We start from the raw sequence: 18,064 nt of genomic DNA, 5'->3' as shown, positions 1-18,064 counted from the left end.
TTAGTATGTTTAAAACGTAAAAAATTAAACCGCTTCCACCCATAAAGCACCTACTTCGGCTTTGACTACTTTTACCATAGTGCCTTTGGTTAGGAGCTGTTGGCTTTTCACTTTCCATTGAATACCGGAATATTTGTGCTGAGTGAGTCCTTGATGGTCTACATCGTTTTCTAGTACAAATTCATGTTCAATGGTGGTGGCGGTTTCTTTGTCTTTGCCACTGTTTTGTTGGCTTCTTTTAAGTGGTTGCCACAGTAGGGCGGCCAATATGCCAGTTACGATGGCGTTGCTCCAAAAGGCGGTGAGGTAAGTGGCGTCCAGTGCGCCTAATAACATCAGCACCCCAGTTAAGATTAACGAGCAGCCCATAAAAAATAACACAAAAGTAGCAAAGCCTAATATGGCTACCTCTATGATCAGTAAGGCAATACCGGCGATAATTAAACTTTCTGATAGGTGCTGTGCAATGTAGTCCATGGTTAGCCTTTTTGTTGATCGTTAATCTTGTTGATAATGGCCATTGAGGAGGCCACTAACGAACTAGCACTGGTGTCGCCGTTGGGTAAAAGAATCACAGACGATTCTTTAGCAATGGCTTTTTGTGCTTCGATGGCTTTGGTAGCAAGGTCAAGCTGTACAGCTTTTTGGCCTTCTTCGGTTTTGGCTGCGTCACCCACGGTTTTTAGGGCTTTTGCTTGGGCTTCGGCTACCGCTAATATTGCTTGCGCTTCACCTTCTGCACGTAAAATTTGCTCGGCTTTGTCGGCCTCTGCGGCTAATACCATGGAGGCTTTTTGGCCTTCGGCTACGTTGATGGCCGATTGTTTGTCCCCTTCGGATTCTAATATTTGTGCACGTTTTACACGCTCGGCTTTCATTTGTGCTTCCATGGATTCTAAAATGGATTGTGGTGGCACAATGTCTTTAATTTCGTAACGTAAAAGCTGAATGCCCCAAGGCTCGGCCGCTTGGTTGATGGACTCGACGATGTCGGCGTTTAAGGCTTCACGTTCTTCAAAGGTGCGGTCTAGCTCTAGTTTGCCGATGGCGCTACGCATGGTGGTTTGGGCAAGCTGGGTGACGGCATAGGTGTAGTCGTCTACGCCATAGGTGGCGTCGTATGGGTTAAGTACTCGTAGATACAGTACGCCGTCTACCACTAATGAAATGTTGTCTTTGGTGATTACCGATTGGCTTGGTACGTCTTGAGCTTGTTCTTTTAAGCTGCGATCAGCGGCGATACGGTCAATGAATGGCATGATGAAGTTTAAGCCAGCCACTTTGGTGCTGTGGTACTTACCGAAGCGTTCAATCAGCCAAGCGCGGTTTTGAGGTACAAAGACGATGGTCTTTTTTAATACAACCAGTACAAATATAAATGCAATGGCCGCGACGATGGTACTCATGGTGATCATGGGATGTCCTTTTCTTAGTTTTATTAACCCGACATCATTGTAATGGCTTTATGGTTATAGGCACAGGTAAGAAAGCACGTTTTTGATATTTACTGGGGCAGATACAAAGCAAGGGCCATATGGCCCTTGTCATGACAAAAAAGTGTGGGATATTAGCTTTCGGGCCATTCGATAAGCATGTTTTCTTCCCCTTCTACTACACGCCACCATTGGCTTTCTGGCCCTTGGCCTTCTTCCCAACTGCTGTTGGAACAACGAATTTGGGTGTTGAGCTCTTTACAGGCAATTTTTGCGCAGTCTAGGTCGGTGTCCCATGGGCTGTTATTTTGTTTAAACCAAATACTAGAGTATTTACCGATGGCATTGCCAAAGGCGATGATTTCGCTGCCATCTGCTTGCCAGTGACTACGGGCTTCACTTTTTTTGCTTTCAGTGTGGGTGCGCTCTACGTGTTTAAAGTGTTGTTTTAGCCAGTCGTCAATTTGTTTGAAGGTGACGTCTTTGGCGTAAATTTCGATGTCAGGGTAGCGCATTCATTAACCTTAGTGAGCAGCGGTTTAATCTTGTTCGGATTCGAGCTTGGTGTTGCTGCGTTTTTTAAAAAAATGATACCAGCGATAGTAAGTCAAACTTAAGTAACCTACTAGGGCTGTGATTACCCCTAAGGCAAATAATGCTAGTGCAACGAGGGTGAGTAGCTCGGCTAATAAAGGTTGAGCGTCGTAGTGTTTGGCACTTAAGTAAAACAGCGTCAAACCAATCATAAATAGGCCAAGGCCTGCACCAAATATGGCAAAACAGCGCTGATAGTTTTGGGCAAGGTTCCCTAGCCTGATCACTATTTTCATATTGCTACTTAGCCTCAAAAATTTGTTTTATTCGCTTTCGCTGGCCTCTTCATCTACTGCTGTCAGGGCACTTGGTTTAAGTGTAAAGCTGTCTAAATTAATTTGTACTCTTAATTCTAGCTGCTGTTGAGATAATAATCCTTGTTGGACGTTAGGTGCACTGCGCCAAGCGTGTGGTGTCATTCCAATTAGGTGTTCAGTGCTGTTTGGGTCGAGCTTAATGGTGAAGTCTAGGGTTTGGCGATGCTCGTGTTCAAAGTATTCGGCCATCGTGCTGATGGCGTCGAATTCTACAAACCTTGGGTTTTCGTATATGGCTTCTTTTAACTGCTGCAAATGGTAAGCACCGGCACTGGCGATAAGTACGCGACCTTTAGGGTGGCATAAGTTTGCAAGTGCATTGGGCATGATGCGGTTAAATACATTTAAAATCAGCGCCATGCTGTTTTTTGCAAACGGTGCTTGGTTGGCATTGGCTACTAACCAGTGAATGGCCTTGCTGCGTTTAGTGGCGGATTTCACCGCGTCTTTTGAAATATCTAAGCCATAAAATTCGTGCTGAATTTGGTGATCATTCAATGCTAGGTTTAGGCGATCGCTGTAGTAACCTTCACCGCAACCAAGGTCGAGCACGTTTACGTTTTCGGTTTGGTTTTGCAGAAGCTGGTCAATGGCCAACTGGTTAATGGTGTCTGAAATGCTTTGGTAGTGACCGGCATTTAAGAACGCACTGCGCGCTTGCACCATGGCGGCGTTGTCGCCCGGTTGCTTAGATTTTTTGGCGGTATTAAGTAATAGGTTAAAATAGCCCTGCTTGGCTTGGTCATAGCTGTGATTATTATCACAGCGTAACTGACGGTCTTGGCGCGCAAGGGGGCTTTGGCAAACTGGGCACGTTAACATAAAAATTTTGGTTTCTAATCCAACAACAGTTTTTCAAGAGTACGTTCGTAAATGGCGCTTAAAATATCTAAGTCGGCCACACTGATGTGCTCGTTTACTTGGTGAATGGTGGCATTGATTGGCCCAAGCTCAACCACTTGTGCTCCGGTTGGGGCAATGAAACGTCCATCACTGGTGCCGCCAGAAGTAGAAAGCTCTGTGTCGATGTTAGCCACTTCTTTGATGGCATCCACTGCGGCATCCACTAATGAGCCGTGGTCGGTTAAAAACGGATGGCCACTGAGTTTCCATTCGATTTCATAGTCAAAACCGTGTTTATCCATAATCTCATGGGTGCGGCGTTTTAATTCTTCTTGCGTAAGCTCCGTTGAAAAACGGAAGTTAAAGATCAACTCAACGGTGCCCGGAATTACGTTAGTGGCTCCGGTGCCGCTGTTCATGTTGCTGATTTGAAAACTGGTAGCAGGGAAAAACTCGTTGCCTTCGTCCCATTTTTCAGCGGACATTTCAGCAAGGGCAGGGGCCACTAAATGAATTGGGTTTTTCGCAAGGTGAGGGTAGGCCACATGGCCTTGTACGCCTTTTACTGTCATCCATGCGCCTAATGAGCCACGACGACCATTTTTGATCACGTCGCCACAGTGTTTGGTGCTGGATGGTTCGCCCACGATACACATGTCGATTTTTTCGTTGCGCGCTTCTAGGGTTTCGATAACTTTAACGGTGCCGTTGTCCGCAGGGCCTTCTTCATCAGCCGTGATCAAATAGGCAATAGAGCCTTTATGGTTTGGGTGATTTTTAACAAAGCGCTCGGTGGCGGCCAAAAATGCAGCGATGGAGCCCTTCATGTCCGCAGCACCTCGGCCATACAACATGCCATCTACAATAGTTGGCTCGAAAGGTGGGTATGTCCAACCTTCGTGTGGTCCAGTTGGTACTACATCGGTATGGCCAGCAAAACACACTAGGGGTTTTTCATTGCCTTTGCGTGCCCATAGATTTTTTACTTCTTCAAATTGCATGGTTTCGCAGGTAAAGCCCAAAGGTGCCAATATGTCTTCCATCATTTGTTGGCATTCGGCGTCTTCTGGGGTCACAGAAGGTTGTGCGATGAGTGCTTTGCTTAATTCCAGTGTGCGTGTATCGCTCATGGTGCTCTCTTTTATTTCGATTCTAATTTTTTTATCAGGGTGTCTACGCTGCTTAAAATACCGCGCAACATGTTGAGTTCGATTTTTTCAGGACGAGCACGATTAAATAAACGTTTTAAGCGTAGCATGGCTTGTCCTGGGTGGGCTTTATTCAAAAAGCCAGCATCGTTGAGTGTGGATTCTAGGTGCGCATAAAAGCCATTAAGTTCATTTACTTGTGGGTATGCTTTGTCATGCTTGGTGTAGGTTTGACGATTGCTCATAAAACATTCATAGCAGACTAACTGCACCGCTGCAGATACGTTTAATACTGGGTATTCTGGGTTGCCGGGAATATCCATGTGGAAATGGGCTTGGCGTAGGTGTTCGTTATGTAGGCCCATTCGTTCTGGGCCAAATAGTATGGCCACTTTGCCTTGGCTGGCCTCTTCCATAATTTGAGGGGCCATTTCGCGGGCTTCTTTTATAGGCCAAGGATGGCTTCTTGAGCGAGCGCTGGTGGCGATGACCAGTTGGCAGTCTTCTATGGCTTGCTCTAGGGTTTCGACGACCTTGGCGTTTTCTAGAACGTCTGTGGCACCTGCAGCCATGGAGGTTGCATGATCATTGGGGAAATCAACCGGTGAGACTAATACTAAATCGTTCAGCCCCATGGTTTTAATGGCTCTGGCGGCAGCACCAATATTCCCAGGGTGAAAGGTGTTCACCATAACGATGCGGATATTGGATAGGGGATTTAACATGTGTTGCGGCCAGTAAATAAAGGGGCGCATCTTACCATATGGTGGCATGTGGCTCTATAGATGATGAATCATCTAGTTTTTGCGCTTTATGGGGATACGGTTACAATGGCTGGATATTAAGTAAGGCTATCTACATGAGCACTCGTGCTGAACAAAAATTAAGAACTCGTCAATCCATTATTGATGCTGCTTTAGAGTTGAGTAAAGATAAAGGCTTCCCTGCGTTGAGTCTGCGTGAAGTGACTCGCTGCGCTGGTATTGCTCCGGCAACGTTTTATCGGCATTTTGTGGATATGGAAGATTTGGGCCTTGCACTGGTTGACCAAGTTAGTCTGATCTTACGCCAAATGATGCGTCAAGCCCGCCAGCGTGTAAAAGTGAAAGGTTCAGTGGTGAGTACGTCCATTGATACTTTCATGGAATTTGTTGAAAACTACCCAAATTTAATTCGCTTAATTAACAGTGATGTGGCCTCTGGCCCTAAGCAATTCCGTGAATCTATTGCCCGTGAAACCCGCCGTTTTGCCGAAGAGTTAGCTGATGACTTAAGTTCAGCTGAACAAATGAAACGTCAGCCTTTAGCGAATATTCCTGAAATTGCCGAGATGATGGTGATGTTGGTTTTCAGCCAAGGGGTTATGGCGTTGGATATGAATGACACCCAGCGTCGCACCCTTGTGCGCAAGCTTAATATTGAATTACGCATTGTGCTGGCGGGTAGCCATGCCGTGTATTTAAAGCGTAACCCTAAGGCGCGCGCTAAAAAATCTTAACTGCAAAGGGGCGTAAGGCCCTCTTTAAGAAAGATTAAAGCGCTAAGGACTGTTCCCGTTCTAAGTCATTAATCATGCGCCATTTGCCTCCACTTTTTTCGACTTTTAGTTGCCAGTCTTTTAGACGTTTCATGTATTGAGTTGGGTCTTGATTATCACTACGCAATTTAGTGACGTTAATGGCAATGACTTCATAGTTAGGTAAGTTTAATTCAAAGTCGCGGTTATAGCCTTTGGGTAATTCTTCTTGCATGTCAGAGAATACTAAAATCACTTTTTTATCGGCACCTGTTTCTGCTAGATATTCTTTGGCTAATAATAAACCGCCACTGATGTCGGTATAGGCACTGCTTTTTACGGTGTCTATGAATGTTGATATGGTGGCACTGAATACGCGTTTTTGCTCGTTGGCACGACTTGGGCGGTGATCGAATGTAACTTTGGCGATGATGTCAGATTCTGAAAAGCTACCACTGTCTATTCTGGCAACCGCAAAACTGTCTCCCGGATTTAGTTGAGCTAAATAATAATTAATAATTTGTTGTGCTTTTTTTAACTCCTGTGTGTATGTGCCCGATGTGTCTAACAATAAATATAAACCTGTAGTGGGTTTTTTATTGGTGCAGCCAAATAATAGTAAGGCACTGAGTAATACAATAAAAAATTGAGCAGTTTTCATGTTTACACTTCTTGTTTTATTGATTTAGTTGAGTCGAGCTGAGGTTGATTATCATGCTCTATGGGTTGTATTACGTGGTTATTTTGTTCAGGTTGAAATTCTTGCTTTTTCTTTGGTTTACTGTCTACAAGGTGTTCAAACCAAAGTGGAGCGAAACAAAGAATGTCGTAGATATGTTTGATACTTTGATTAATTTGGTTAATAAAAATGGCACTGCTACGCAGTATGGTGCTGGTAAAAATACATAGGTTAACTGTAAGTCCACCTAGTACATGGCGTCCAGTATGAATAAACGACTCAAACGGTATGGCCACAAACATTAAGATCAGCGGCAATACAAATCCCAGTGTCATTTGGCCAATCATGGGGATGTTACTGTGTTCTACTGATGCCGCTGCTGTTGCGGCTTGTTCTCCACCCACTAAAAAGCTGGTTAATAGGGCTTTGTCAGCGACCATGGTTTCACGCATATAGGCAAGGCCTGCTTCTACGCCACATAGTGCTAATAAAAAAATCATGCACAGCCATGCGAAAATTAGGCGCTTTTTATCTTCCATAAAATGAATTACAGGGAATAGTCGAGTAATACCAATTGCCTCCATAAAAAATAGGCCCACAGTAATCTCTAACATGATGATGACAGCGGCACCTATATCTGCCACATCGTATCCGGCTATTTGACTGGTTGCAGGCATAAGCTCTGACATGGGTAGTGCGATCAGGTTGTAATTAACAAATGCGCCAAAGCCGGCAATGGCCATAACAACAACCGAGATGAAAAATTGGGTTGTATTACTGGCCTTTAATAAGCGTTCTGCTTTGTCTGTGCCTTGTACCATGTTATCGAACCGCTCAACTTGTAGGTCGATCTTTTTGGCTTGTTGAATTAAATTTTGCCATTGTTCGCTTAAACGGGTGACTTTACTTAGTACATGTCGCCAATGTCCCATGGCATCTTTTAACAGATTATGACGTTTGGCTATGTCTTGGCGGTGGGTAGTGAGTACTTCTCCTTGTTGCTTTTGGAAGGCTTCAAAAATAGCCTGTAAAAGTTTACCAACGACAGCATCGTTTTTAGTGGCGTCTTTTAATTTTGAAATGGACTCAACTGCTTCTGTCCAGTCTGGAGCGGGTGGGGGCACTTGTGATGTTTGCGCCAGTTTATCTTCCATGTGCGATATGTTTTGTTCGATATTTCTTTGTATTGTGGGGTAACGCGCGAGGTCTTTTTCCACAAGATTACTAAGGCGTAAAAACTGACGCTCAAGCTCACGTTCTGCTTGCTGCTTGCCGTGCTCAAGTAGTACTTCTCGATTTCGGTGATTTAACTGTCGTGCTGATTTAATTAAAGCATGGCTTAACAGTTTTAAGTTTTGTACGACTAATCGAGTAAGGCTATCAAATAAGTGGTGGGCGCTTACTCGAATGAAGTACAAAATGATATTGGCAGCAATAATGACTAACAGCCAGCTTAATACTGGTTCGCCGGGAATGAGGTTCGATATGAGCATGCTGAGTCCCTTAATTTAAAGGCTTGACCGACAATTGAGATCACACCATGTCTCATTTTAGTCGAGGATAATGTGATCGGTTACACTGCTTGTCACTTTGATTTAATACTTTAATTACGGGGCGTTTTATTAGTTTGCTTAAGTCTTTGAAACTTATCGTTTTTATATGTTGTTAACAGCTGTATGTAAAACAAATGATTATAGTTGAGGGTTTGCTTAGTATGACTTGCTTGGCTTTGTCTTAAAGCCAAGCTGTAAAGATAATACCCAGTTATGCAAATAAAGGGTAGGGAGAGTGGTTAGGATACTCCTTCTGTGTGGGCTTTGTCCCTAAGTTTAAAGTCTTCTTCCTGTTCTAATTGCCTTTTTACTTGTTCAGGATCGGGGAAGGTAATTCTAAATCGAGCCCCTTGTTGGGTAGCGATATAGTCTAATCGCGCCATATTCATTTCACAGAATTGCTTGGCTAAATATAGCCCTAGGCCGGACTTGTTCTCTTCTGAGGTGTAAAACGGCTCAAAGATATGGTCTAAGTCATCTAGGCCTACACCGTAGCCGTTGTCTTGAATTTCAATGACGGTTTCTCGGCTAACTTTGTTTTCTCCAACAAGAACAATAATTCGGGCTGAATTGCCGTTTTGCTGCTTAGAGAAGTAAACAGCATTTTCTAATAGGTTTGTAACAGCTTGTTGAATTTGAGAGCGATCACAATAGACTTCCATTGGCAGTTTATTCGTTTTTACTTGCAGTACAACGTCCTTAAGTAAGCTTGTTTGTAAGCTTTTAGTTAAAGCGTAAGTCCATTTACCAATGGGTGTTTTTTCAAATTCGGTGGCTTTGCTGTTACTTAAACTTTGCACATTACGAATAATACGATCAATGCGTACAGAATGATTTTTTATTTGTTCGTGACGTTTAGTGTCTCCAGATGCCACTAAAGATTTCGACATGTGTTTTGCTATTTGATAGATGCCTTTCATTGGTTCGCGAATTTCACGCACAATACTGGCCGATAGTTTACCAAGGGATTGTTGTTTTAAGCGTTGAGCTTGCTGGTATACCACGTTGGTATCTTCTATAAATATTACCGTTCCGCGGTTAGTGCCGGGCATGAGCGGCGAAAACATGATCTGTACTTTTGCTGTGGTTGGGCCCGCTTTAAAAGGTTCTGGTTTGTATTTAGGGAATTTTTCATACTGATGATACCTGTCTTGCAGTTTTTCAGGCAATGAACGTATTGCCCCAGGGTAACCTAGTAAACGCTGTGCGGCAGAATTTTGAAATATAATATTACTTTGGTTGTCGATGACCACTACCCCAGTTTCTAATCGCTTAAGCACCAATCTGGTGAGTTGTTCCATGCTTAATAAGCTATCTGCTTGTTGACGATTAATATCTACCGATAGGTGAAGGCGTTTTACTAAGGCTTGAATAATTAATGCACTGATAAAAAAGATAACACCTAAGGTACCAGCATTAACAAAGTTGTAAGCAAAGCCATTTTCTTGAAAAAAGTATTCAATATAGACCAAACAAATGGCGGCCCAAGCGCTTAATAAGTAACCTTTTTGTCCACTAACTAATGCATTACCAACGGCAATATTGATAACCATCAAATAACTTAAGCTGGTTCCTGAACCACTGGAGTAAATTAAGCCTGCAACAAGAGTAATATCGATTAAGAAAAAGGCTATTAGATGGTCGTAATGAGCTTGCCCTACACTAAAGGCAAGTACTATGAAAACAATGGTCATAACCGCATGAAACGACAGTATCATGGGATAAATTTTTGGATCGGCTTGACCTAAGAATCCGAGATCAATATCCATAAAAAATAAAGACATGAGTCCTGCGGTAATGATGGCACTGTAGACACTGAAATATTTAAGAATACGAAGACGATCCAGAGGAAGAAAAGGGGTGTCTAGGTGACTAGTTTCCATTTACCACGGCCTTGAAAAACTATTAAGGCTTGAATTGTAAATGTCATTGGCCTAATTAGGAAATAAGTATTGGGTTGGAGTTTCATTTTCTCCTATAGTTGAGTAATAAATGGCCGATTCTTGTATTTTATGGTGCAAGCCATGATATTACAGCCATTTAAATTCAGTAATATGGACGCTTTTAGTGCATGGCCAATATCAAGGTTGGTCTATTATGTCTAACGTCATTAATAGATTGTCTTATGCTGCTATGTCGTTTTAATAGCAGACGGGTCAAAATGCATAAAAGCCATGGGTTGAATGAACTTCACCCATGGCTTTTTATGTGGAATGGATTAATTGTTTGCGTGCAATTCGTGGTTTAGCTCAATTGCTGTTTTGTTAGTTACACATTGAACAGCGCCACCAATAGAGTCGCGACGGAACAGTAAGTCAGGCTTACCAGCTAAATCGCGGGCTTTTACCACTTCCACGACTTGCTTTTGGTCATCCAGTACTTGAACCTTTGTACCTGCGGTAATGTATAGGCCAGATTCAACGGTACAGCGGTCACCTAAAGGAATACCAATACCCGCATTAGCGCCAATTAGGGAGTTTTCACCCACTGAAATCACTATGTTGCCACCACCAGATAGTGTGCCCATGGTTGAACAACCGCCACCTAGATCAGAACCTTCACCTACAAACACACCAGCTGAGATACGGCCTTCAATCATAGAAGTACCCGCGGTCCCTGCATTAAAGTTGATGAAACCTTCATGCATGATAGTTGTGCCTTCACCTACATATGCACCTAAGCGAACACGAGCAGTATCAGCAATACGCACGCCACTTGGTACTACGTAGTCGGTCATTTTAGGGAATTTATCCACACTGATGACTTCAAGTAGCTCGCCATTTAAACGTGCCTGCAGTTGAGCATCTGCGAGTTCCGCTAGATCAACAGCGCCTTTATTTGTCCAAGCTACGTTTGGAAGCAGACCAAACATACCAGCTAAATTAATACCGTGAGGTTTAACTAAACGGTGAGAGATTAACTGTAGCTTTAAGTACACCTCAGGAGTGGTGGTAGCTTGCTCGTCAGATTCCAGTACAACCATGACAGTTGGTTGCTTGCTGGTAGACAAGGTTTTAGCCAAAGCAGCTTGTTCTGCTGGAAGGCTTTGTGCTAAAGCAGTAAGCTTGGCGCTGTCTAATTCAATGGCTTGGTTACCCGTTGTATAGCCAGCGGTTTTAGCGGCTTCTATTAATTCAGCAGATGGCTGATAAGCGGGTTTTTGATAGAACACTTCTAGCCATTCTTTGTTTGCGTTCTGAGTGCCGACGCCTAATGCAAATGCTAATGCCATTATGATATTCCTATGGGCTGTGTTTAATTAAAAAGGGGTTATACAAATTCTTGATATTGCTCAGCTTTAAAGCCCAGCAGATATTGATCGTTCTTTACCAGTACAGGGCGCTTAATGATAGAGGGGTTATCCAGCATTACTTGCTTAGCTGTGGTCTTATCGTGCTCAGCGATGCGTGCTTTTGTATCGTCATCTAACTGGCGAAAAGTGGTGCCGCGCTTATTGATTAGGCTATCTAGCTCGATATTAGCCAGAAATGTGTCTGCAAGTTCAGGGCTTAGACCGGCTTTTTTATAATCATGGAACTCATAATCAGCACCTTGATTATCCAGCCATTTAAGGGCCTTTTTCATGGTGTCACAGTTTTTAATGCCGTAAATTTTCATGATCGCAGTCGTGTTAAATAAAAGGGGCGCATTAAAACATAATTGATTGGGATTATCAGCCCTACACATTTTATGGATATATCATAAACTGACCTATGTACTATTTATGTGTTATTTGTCCAAAATTCATTATTCACTTCGACTAGACTTAGTGGATAAATCTATTTTTTAGGAGTTTTTAGTTGCGCATCCAACCGATACATGCTTACTCATTGGTAGATCGCTTTTTTGATCGGGTTATCCCTGAGCGTTTTTTACAAAGTGAGCATGTCTTCTTGGCCAAAGTACTATGGGTGTACTCTGTGGCTTTGGGGGGGATGGGGCTGTTCGTGTTATTGCTACTGGCCCTTAACGAAGGTGACATACAGCCTCGCAGAGTGGTTACAGTGGCATTTGCATCCTTGTTTTTATTCGTGCCGCTCATTATGCGCTTTAGTCGGGAAATAATTTGGGTGTCGCTTTACGTCTTTACGCTGAGCACCTGCGGCGTGTTTTATGTTGATTACAATAATCAATCTATTGCAGGTCCTAGCACTGTACTTTGGGTAGGTCCTGCAATGTTCTCCGCATTGATATTTACTGGTAAACGTATGCTGCTTGCTTTTATCGTGTTGAGCATTCTGTGTGGTTTTAATATATATCAACTATCAAATGGAGCATTGCCTCCTGCTATTGTGAACCCTGAAAATTGGCATAAAGTAGAAATTGCATATTTAGCGATGATTAATGTGTTGGTGATGATTTGCTTATGGGGCACAACTGGCTTAGCCAGTCGCCATTTGCATAGTTTAAATACCGAGCTTACAAACAAGCAAAATACGATTGATGAGATCAATCATTTGAAGCATGCGGCTGAGGCCTCAGCACATAGTAAATCCATGTTCTTGGCCACCATGAGTCATGAGTTACGGACACCATTAAACAGTGTGATTGGTAACTCACAATTGTTATCACGGGCTGATTTACCACAAAAGTATCACATGCAGGTGAACGATATAGCCACGTCAGGTAATTTATTGCTGATGCTAATTAATGATATTTTGGATTACAGTAAACTAGAAGAAAATGAATTGAAGCTCATTGAAGAACCTTACGACCTGAGTAAGCAAATATCAGAACTGTCACGTATTATGCAACCAAAGCTTAAGCAGGACGTTACACTTAATTATGCAGTACCCCAAGCACCCGTTTACATTCGTGCAGACCAGAATCGCTTAGCTCAAGTTTTAATGAACCTTATATCCAATGCAATAAAGTTTACTGATAGTGGTGAAGTTAACATTGTTGTTAGCGTTGCGAGCAATCATGATGTGCGCATCACCGTTAGTGATACAGGCATAGGGATTGACCAGCAATATATTCAAACATTGTTCACGGAATTCACTCAGGTCACTAATGATTCAGGCCGAAACATGGAGGGTACGGGTTTAGGCTTGGCCATTTCTATGGGTATTATTAAACAAATGAATGGAGATATTGAAGTAGAAAGTGAGCTTAATAAAGGCAGTGCTTTCACGGTTGTATTACCTAATCGAGAAATCACTCAAGAAACGAGTGTTTTAGATGATATACCGCTAGAAGAAGCGGAATCCTTTGATTTACAAAACGTGAGTATCTTAATTGTTGATGATATTGCGATGAACTGCACGGTGCTAGAATCGATGCTAATGGATTTTAATACGCAAAAAATTGTAGCGGTGAATAGTGGCGAGCAAGCCATACAGTATATTACTAACCATCTAACCACTGAAATTATTTTAATGGATATGAGAATGCCAGAAATGGATGGTGTTGAAGCAACACGCCGTATTCGAAAGCTCGGTTATAAGGGTAAGATCATTGCCGTGACGGCCAATGCCTCAGATGAAGACAGGGCCGAGTGCTTAGAAGCAGGCATGAATGAATTTATATCTAAGCCCATTGTGATGGACAATTTAATGAGAGCGATTATTAAGGTACTGAGTTAAAACAGCGTATAACCCTAATAACGCGCATCAACTGCATTATTAGGGTTGGATAATTTATAGCGATTCAATTAATGCGCGAATTCGTCTAGCGGCCTCAATACACTCATCTACCTCAGCAACTAATGCCATCCGAATTCGGTTGCTTCCTGGGTTTATACCATCAATCGTGCGTGATAAATAACTACCCGGAAGTACCGTCACTTGTTGTTCAGCAAATAAACGTTGGGCAAACTCTTCTTCATTAATGGGCGTTTTAGCCCACAAGTAAAAGCTGGCATCGCTTTGTGTAACATTCATTACAGGTGATAAGATATCCAAAACGGCATTGAATTTTTGGGTATAAAGCCGACGATTCTCTTTTACATGCTCTTCATCGTTCCATGCCGCAATACTGGCTAGTTGATTTGGAATGCTCATGGCACAACCATGGTAGGTACGATATTGGAAAAACTTTTCTAATAAATATGCATCGCCTGCTACAAAACCACTGCGCAAACCGGGCAAGTTAGAGCGTTTGCTTAAACTGTGGAAAACCACGCAATTTTTGTAATCGTCACGGCCCAGTTCGGCACAAGCTTGTAATAAGCCCACAGGGGCATCTACGCTGTCGATAAATATTTCGCTGTAACATTCATCACTGGCAATCACAAAATTGTATTTATCAGATAGTGCAATGAGTTTTTTCAACTCATCAAGTTGAATCACTGCACCTGTAGGGTTGCCTGGGCTACAGGTAAATAGAATCTGAGTATTTTCCCATACTTCGCTAGGCACGTTTTCAAAATCTGGATTAAAGCCGTTTTCTTCAAGGCAGGGTAAGTAATGTGGTTTTGCACCGGCTAAAAAGGCTGCCCCTTCATATATTTGATAGAACGGATTAGGGCTTACAACCAATGCATTAGGTTTGGCATCTACCATGGCTTGAGTAAATGAAAATATGGCTTCACGGGTACCATTTACGGGTAGTACCTGAGTATCACTATTTAATGTATTCAAAGAAAAGCGTTTTTTCGCCCAATGGCTAATTGAATCACGTAGTTCCGGAATACCCTTGGTGGTTGGGTAGTTTGCCAATTTATCAAGGTTGTCTGCCATTGCCTTTAATACAAAGGCAGGGCTTTGGTGCTTGGGCTCGCCTATTGATAATGCAATGTGAGGAAGATCGGTACTTACATTTGCCTCGGCTTTTAGCTTATTCAGTTTTTCAAAGGGATAAGGTTGAAGTAAATCGAGGTTAGGGTTCATGGCTGTGTTCCTACAAAATAATGGCGGGATTATAAATCAGAGGTGACGGGATTAGTAGCCAACAAATATGACGAGAAGAGCGCATCAACAGGGGGCAGAAGTGGGGCATTGCAGTTATGTCGTAAATCTAAGTGTTAAAGTGATAAAGAGAAACTAGCATAAATAAGCAGGTGGCGGTCCCTGTCTGCTAGAAATCAACTTACCTTTTATTTGTCTATTTTTTAACAAACATAATGCTTTGTTCTGTTTTTATCCCTTTCTATCGATAAATAACTTATCTGTCTGTTATGCACTGAAATGCACCTATTTGGTAGCCGCTATGAACGGTCGGTGCTCGTAAGTGGTTCGTTTATATATTAAAGATAACCATATGGTCAGCTTCAATAGTTTAATGGAAGGGCTGTATATGCACCTTGTTGGCGCAATATGTGGTGGTTTTTGAGTATTAGAAAGACCTAATGAGAGGCTTTGTGTGCGCCTAATTGAAACCTCCTGATTTTTACTGGTGCCGTAAATATAAATTAGCGCCCCGAATTGATGAGTTATCTGTAATTTGAAAATTAAATATATTTTTTTCAAGAACTAACCGTTTTTGGCACAGAGTTTGAGAACATAAATTGAAATTATTTAAAACGTGCGCACGTTTGAATTCATCTGATTAATTTTTTTGATTTAAAAAACTTAAACTTTAAGGATACAAAATATGACTTTATCCCATGCCATTAAACGTGTTGTAAAAAGCGTTGCGCTAGGTGCAGGCCTAACGGCAACCTTACTCAGTACGTCTGCATTTGCTGGAGACCCTGAAAAAGAAGAATTAAAATTTGGCTTTATTAAACTGACTGATATGGCTCCACTTGCTATCGCAGCAGAAAAAGGGTTCTTTGAAGATGAAGGTCTGTTTGTTGAATTAGAAGCGCAAGCTAACTGGAAAGTTTTATTGGATCGGGTTATTACCGGTGAACTAGATGGCGCGCATATGCTGGCAGGTCAGCCATTAGGAGCCACCATAGGTTTTGGAACTCAGGCACATATCGTCACAGCATTCTCAATGGACTTAAACGGTAATGGTATTACCGTGTCTAATAGTGTTTGGGATGAAATGAAAAAACACATTCCACATGAAAATGGCAAACCAGTTCATCCAATTAAGGCTGATTACTTAAAGCCTGTAATCGAAAAATATAAAGATGAAGGTAAGCCGTTTAAAATGGGTATGGTATTCCCAGTATCCACTCACAACTATGAACTTCGTTATTGGTTAGCCGCAGGTGGTATTAGCCCAGGTTTTTACGCTCCTGAAAAAGGGGATACATCAGGTACGTTAAAAGCGGATGCTTTGCTTTCTGTAACGCCTCCACCGCAAATGCCATCAACAATGGAAGCCGGTACCATTGATGGTTACTGTGTAGGTGAGCCTTGGAACCAGCAAGCTGTGTTTAAAGGCATTGGTGTACCCGTCATCACCGATTATGAAATTTGGAAAAACAACCCAGAAAAAGTATTTGGTGTATCAAAAGCTTGGGCTGATAAATACCCTGAAACACACATTGCAGTGGTTAAAGGTATGATTCGCGCAGCCAAATGGTTAGATGATAAGAACAACGCTAACCGCCCAGAAGCTGTGAAAATTCTTTCTCAATCTAACTATGTTGGTGCTGATTACGACGTTATCGCAAACTCAATGACAGGTACATTTGAGTATGAAAAAGGTGATAAACGCGAGATTCCTGATTTCAACGTATTCTTCCGTCATAACGCCACATACCCATACTATTCAGACGCTATTTGGTACTTAACTCAAATGCGTCGTTGGGGACAAATTGCTGATCAAAAACCTGATAGCTGGTACATGGATATTGCTAAAAAAGTTTATCGTCCTGATATCTACACTCTAGCAGCTAAAGAGTTAATAGCAGAAGGCAAAATGAAAGCATCTGAGTTCCCTGACTTTGATAAAGAAGATGGCTTCAAGCCAGTTCAGAAAGAGTTTATTGATAACGTACCTTATAACGGCAAAAAACCTAACGATTACCTTAAGAAATTCAACATTGGTCTGAAAGGTAACGAAAAAGTTTAAAGAGCCGAGCGGTCACTATAGTGGCCGCTTTTTCATGAATTAAGGGGATAGTTATGATGAATGTTGTTTCGAAACTGGAAGACCTGAGGATGTTTGCGCCTTGGGTTCGAATCATCAAGGGAGAAAATCGCCGTGAGCAGGTGAATGTTTTGCTCAGGGCACTAGGTGTACCTCTATTAGCGTTTGCAATATTTTTAGCCGTTTGGGATAGCGCTGCTAAAAGTGTTGTAACGTCATTAGGACAGGTTCCTGGACCATCACAGGTATTGGAACAAACTAAAGGCTTGTGGGAAGAATACAAAGCTGAGTCAGTTAAAGAAGCTAGTTTTTATGAGCGACAAGAAAAACGTAATGCGAAAAAATTAGAAAAAAATCCAGACGCAGAAGTAAAATGGAGAGAGTATCGTGGTCGTACTACATACCCTCAACAAATTTTCACTAGTTTATATACTGTATTTACAGGTTTTATATTGGCAACGTTAATTGCTGTACCTTTAGGTATATTAACGGGGTTGAGCCAAACATTGAATAATGCAATGAATCCGATTATTCAAATATTCAAACCAGTGTCACCTTTAGCTTGGTTGCCTATTGTCACAATGGTCGTTTCAGCTGTGTATGTAAGTGATGATCCAATGTTCGACAAATCATTTGTAACCTCTGCGATTACGGTCATGTTGTGCTGTATGTGGCCCACTCTCATTAATACATCGGTAGGTGTATCCTCTATTAATCAAGATTTATTAAACGTCGCAAAAGTACTTCGTTTAAGCTGGTGGGCAAAAATCACAAAAGTTGTACTGCCTTCTGCTGTGCCAATGATTTTCACTGGTATGCGTTTATCGCTTGGTGTGGGTTGGATGGTATTAATAGCAGCAGAAATGCTGGCCCAAAACCCAGGATTAGGTAAGTTTGTATGGGATGAATTCCAAAATGGTAGCTCTAACTCTTTAGGTCGAATCATGGTTGCGGTTTTAACTATTGGTTTAATTGGTTTCCTATTAGATTGGGTTATGTTGCAGATGCAGAAATACTTTAGTTGGGACAAGTCTGCAGCCAATCGTTGATAAA

Annotated in this window: 17 protein-coding genes; 4 read left to right on the top strand and 13 right to left on the bottom strand. The window is 42.1% G+C overall.

The annotated features are described in order from the left end of the window. Positions 1-24: 24 nt before the first annotated feature. The 7 genes from ABWV45_RS06275 to trmJ form a co-directional block, all read right to left on the bottom strand. Positions 25-477, bottom strand: a complete 453-nt coding sequence (locus ABWV45_RS06275) for an NfeD family protein (RefSeq protein ID WP_353349793.1) — start codon at positions 475-477, stop codon at positions 25-27. Positions 478-479: 2 nt separating this feature from the next. Further along, on the bottom strand, positions 480-1,415 hold the full coding sequence (locus ABWV45_RS06270; RefSeq protein WP_353349791.1) for an SPFH domain-containing protein: 936 nt from the start codon (positions 1,413-1,415) through the stop codon (positions 480-482). A 152-nt stretch (positions 1,416-1,567) separates the two neighbouring features. Further along, a complete protein-coding gene (locus tag ABWV45_RS06265) occupies positions 1,568-1,948 on the bottom strand; it encodes a hypothetical protein (protein WP_353349789.1) in 381 nt (126 codons plus the stop codon). Between the two features lie 24 nt (positions 1,949-1,972). Beyond that, positions 1,973-2,263, bottom strand: a complete 291-nt coding sequence (locus ABWV45_RS06260; protein WP_353349787.1) for a hypothetical protein — start codon at positions 2,261-2,263, stop codon at positions 1,973-1,975. A 27-nt stretch (positions 2,264-2,290) separates the two neighbouring features. Continuing rightward, complete coding sequence (locus tag ABWV45_RS06255; RefSeq protein ID WP_353349786.1) at positions 2,291-3,166, bottom strand: putative RNA methyltransferase; 876 nt, start codon at positions 3,164-3,166, stop codon at positions 2,291-2,293. Positions 3,167-3,180: 14 nt separating this feature from the next. After that, positions 3,181-4,317, bottom strand: a complete 1,137-nt coding sequence (gene dapE, locus ABWV45_RS06250) for a succinyl-diaminopimelate desuccinylase (RefSeq protein WP_353349784.1) — start codon at positions 4,315-4,317, stop codon at positions 3,181-3,183. Positions 4,318-4,328: 11 nt separating this feature from the next. Further along, the gene (gene trmJ / locus ABWV45_RS06245; protein ID WP_353349782.1) at positions 4,329-5,060 is read right to left on the bottom strand and encodes a tRNA (cytosine(32)/uridine(32)-2'-O)-methyltransferase TrmJ; all 732 of its coding nucleotides are present in this window, start codon (positions 5,058-5,060) and stop codon (positions 4,329-4,331) included. A 134-nt stretch (positions 5,061-5,194) separates the two neighbouring features. Between trmJ and fabR the strand changes: the two genes are divergently transcribed. Next, on the top strand, positions 5,195-5,833 hold the full coding sequence (gene fabR / locus ABWV45_RS06240) for an HTH-type transcriptional repressor FabR (protein WP_353349780.1): 639 nt from the start codon (positions 5,195-5,197) through the stop codon (positions 5,831-5,833). A gap of 34 nt (positions 5,834-5,867) precedes the next feature. Here fabR and ABWV45_RS06235 read toward each other — a convergent pair whose 3' ends face one another. From ABWV45_RS06235 to ABWV45_RS06215, 5 genes are all read right to left on the bottom strand, one after another. Further along, positions 5,868-6,512 carry a vWA domain-containing protein gene (locus ABWV45_RS06235; RefSeq protein ID WP_353349779.1) on the bottom strand — a complete coding sequence of 215 codons (645 nt, stop codon included), beginning with the start codon at positions 6,510-6,512 and terminating at the stop codon, positions 5,868-5,870. Between the two features lie 2 nt (positions 6,513-6,514). Further along, entirely contained in the window at positions 6,515-8,023 is a 1,509-nt protein-coding gene (locus tag ABWV45_RS06230) for a hypothetical protein (protein ID WP_353349777.1), read from the bottom strand. 299 nt (positions 8,024-8,322) lie between these two features. Then, entirely contained in the window at positions 8,323-9,966 is a 1,644-nt protein-coding gene (locus ABWV45_RS06225; RefSeq protein WP_353349775.1) for a sensor histidine kinase, read from the bottom strand. Positions 9,967-10,301: 335 nt separating this feature from the next. Then, positions 10,302-11,315, bottom strand: coding sequence for a 2,3,4,5-tetrahydropyridine-2,6-dicarboxylate N-succinyltransferase (dapD, locus tag ABWV45_RS06220; protein WP_353349773.1), 1,014 nt, complete (start codon positions 11,313-11,315; stop codon positions 10,302-10,304). Between the two features lie 38 nt (positions 11,316-11,353). Further along, positions 11,354-11,701, bottom strand: a complete 348-nt coding sequence (locus ABWV45_RS06215; RefSeq protein WP_353349771.1) for an ArsC family reductase — start codon at positions 11,699-11,701, stop codon at positions 11,354-11,356. Positions 11,702-11,883: 182 nt separating this feature from the next. Between ABWV45_RS06215 and ABWV45_RS06210 the strand changes: the two genes are divergently transcribed. Then, positions 11,884-13,668 carry an ATP-binding protein gene (locus ABWV45_RS06210; RefSeq protein ID WP_353349769.1) on the top strand — a complete coding sequence of 595 codons (1,785 nt, stop codon included), beginning with the start codon at positions 11,884-11,886 and terminating at the stop codon, positions 13,666-13,668. A gap of 54 nt (positions 13,669-13,722) precedes the next feature. Here ABWV45_RS06210 and dapC read toward each other — a convergent pair whose 3' ends face one another. Next, positions 13,723-14,913, bottom strand: a complete 1,191-nt coding sequence (gene dapC, locus ABWV45_RS06205; protein WP_353349767.1) for a succinyldiaminopimelate transaminase — start codon at positions 14,911-14,913, stop codon at positions 13,723-13,725. A 703-nt stretch (positions 14,914-15,616) separates the two neighbouring features. Here dapC and ABWV45_RS06200 point away from each other — a divergent pair. Both ABWV45_RS06200 and ABWV45_RS06195 read left to right on the top strand, forming a co-directional pair. After that, complete coding sequence (locus ABWV45_RS06200; RefSeq protein WP_353349765.1) at positions 15,617-16,993, top strand: CmpA/NrtA family ABC transporter substrate-binding protein; 1,377 nt, start codon at positions 15,617-15,619, stop codon at positions 16,991-16,993. A 56-nt stretch (positions 16,994-17,049) separates the two neighbouring features. After that, positions 17,050-18,060 carry an ABC transporter permease gene (locus ABWV45_RS06195; RefSeq protein WP_353349914.1) on the top strand — a complete coding sequence of 337 codons (1,011 nt, stop codon included), beginning with the start codon at positions 17,050-17,052 and terminating at the stop codon, positions 18,058-18,060. The last annotated feature ends 4 nt before the right edge of the window (positions 18,061-18,064 follow it).

Origin of the sequence: Oceaniserpentilla sp. 4NH20-0058 (assembly GCF_040371755.1) — a bacterium.
In the GTDB taxonomy this organism is placed as follows: Bacteria; Pseudomonadota; Gammaproteobacteria; order Pseudomonadales; family Oceanobacteraceae; genus Bermanella.
Note: the sequence above shows the minus strand (reverse complement) of the source record. Positions and strands in the feature narration are given on the sequence as shown.

Bases quoted from the DNA above. Each gene is read 5' to 3' on its own strand.
- ABWV45_RS06225 (WP_353349775.1), bottom strand. From the start codon at position 9,966: ATGGAAACTAGTCACCTAGACACCCCTTTTCTTCCTCTGGATCGTCTT.
- dapC (WP_353349767.1), bottom strand. From the start codon at position 14,913: ATGAACCCTAACCTCGATTTACTTCAACCTTATCCCTTTGAAAAACTG.
- fabR (WP_353349780.1), top strand. From the start codon at position 5,195: ATGAGCACTCGTGCTGAACAAAAATTAAGAACTCGTCAATCCATTATT.
- ABWV45_RS06235 (WP_353349779.1), bottom strand. From the start codon at position 6,512: ATGAAAACTGCTCAATTTTTTATTGTATTACTCAGTGCCTTACTATTA.
- trmJ (WP_353349782.1), bottom strand. From the start codon at position 5,060: ATGTTAAATCCCCTATCCAATATCCGCATCGTTATGGTGAACACCTTT.
- dapE (WP_353349784.1), bottom strand. From the start codon at position 4,317: ATGAGCGATACACGCACACTGGAATTAAGCAAAGCACTCATCGCACAA.
- ABWV45_RS06265 (WP_353349789.1), bottom strand. From the start codon at position 1,948: ATGCGCTACCCTGACATCGAAATTTACGCCAAAGACGTCACCTTCAAA.
- ABWV45_RS06255 (WP_353349786.1), bottom strand. From the start codon at position 3,166: ATGTTAACGTGCCCAGTTTGCCAAAGCCCCCTTGCGCGCCAAGACCGT.
- ABWV45_RS06215 (WP_353349771.1), bottom strand. From the start codon at position 11,701: ATGAAAATTTACGGCATTAAAAACTGTGACACCATGAAAAAGGCCCTT.
- ABWV45_RS06230 (WP_353349777.1), bottom strand. From the start codon at position 8,023: ATGCTCATATCGAACCTCATTCCCGGCGAACCAGTATTAAGCTGGCTG.
- ABWV45_RS06275 (WP_353349793.1), bottom strand. From the start codon at position 477: ATGGACTACATTGCACAGCACCTATCAGAAAGTTTAATTATCGCCGGT.
- dapD (WP_353349773.1), bottom strand. From the start codon at position 11,315: ATGGCATTAGCATTTGCATTAGGCGTCGGCACTCAGAACGCAAACAAA.
- ABWV45_RS06200 (WP_353349765.1), top strand. From the start codon at position 15,617: ATGACTTTATCCCATGCCATTAAACGTGTTGTAAAAAGCGTTGCGCTA.
- ABWV45_RS06260 (WP_353349787.1), bottom strand. From the start codon at position 2,263: ATGAAAATAGTGATCAGGCTAGGGAACCTTGCCCAAAACTATCAGCGC.
- ABWV45_RS06195 (WP_353349914.1), top strand. From the start codon at position 17,050: ATGAATGTTGTTTCGAAACTGGAAGACCTGAGGATGTTTGCGCCTTGG.
- ABWV45_RS06270 (WP_353349791.1), bottom strand. From the start codon at position 1,415: ATGATCACCATGAGTACCATCGTCGCGGCCATTGCATTTATATTTGTA.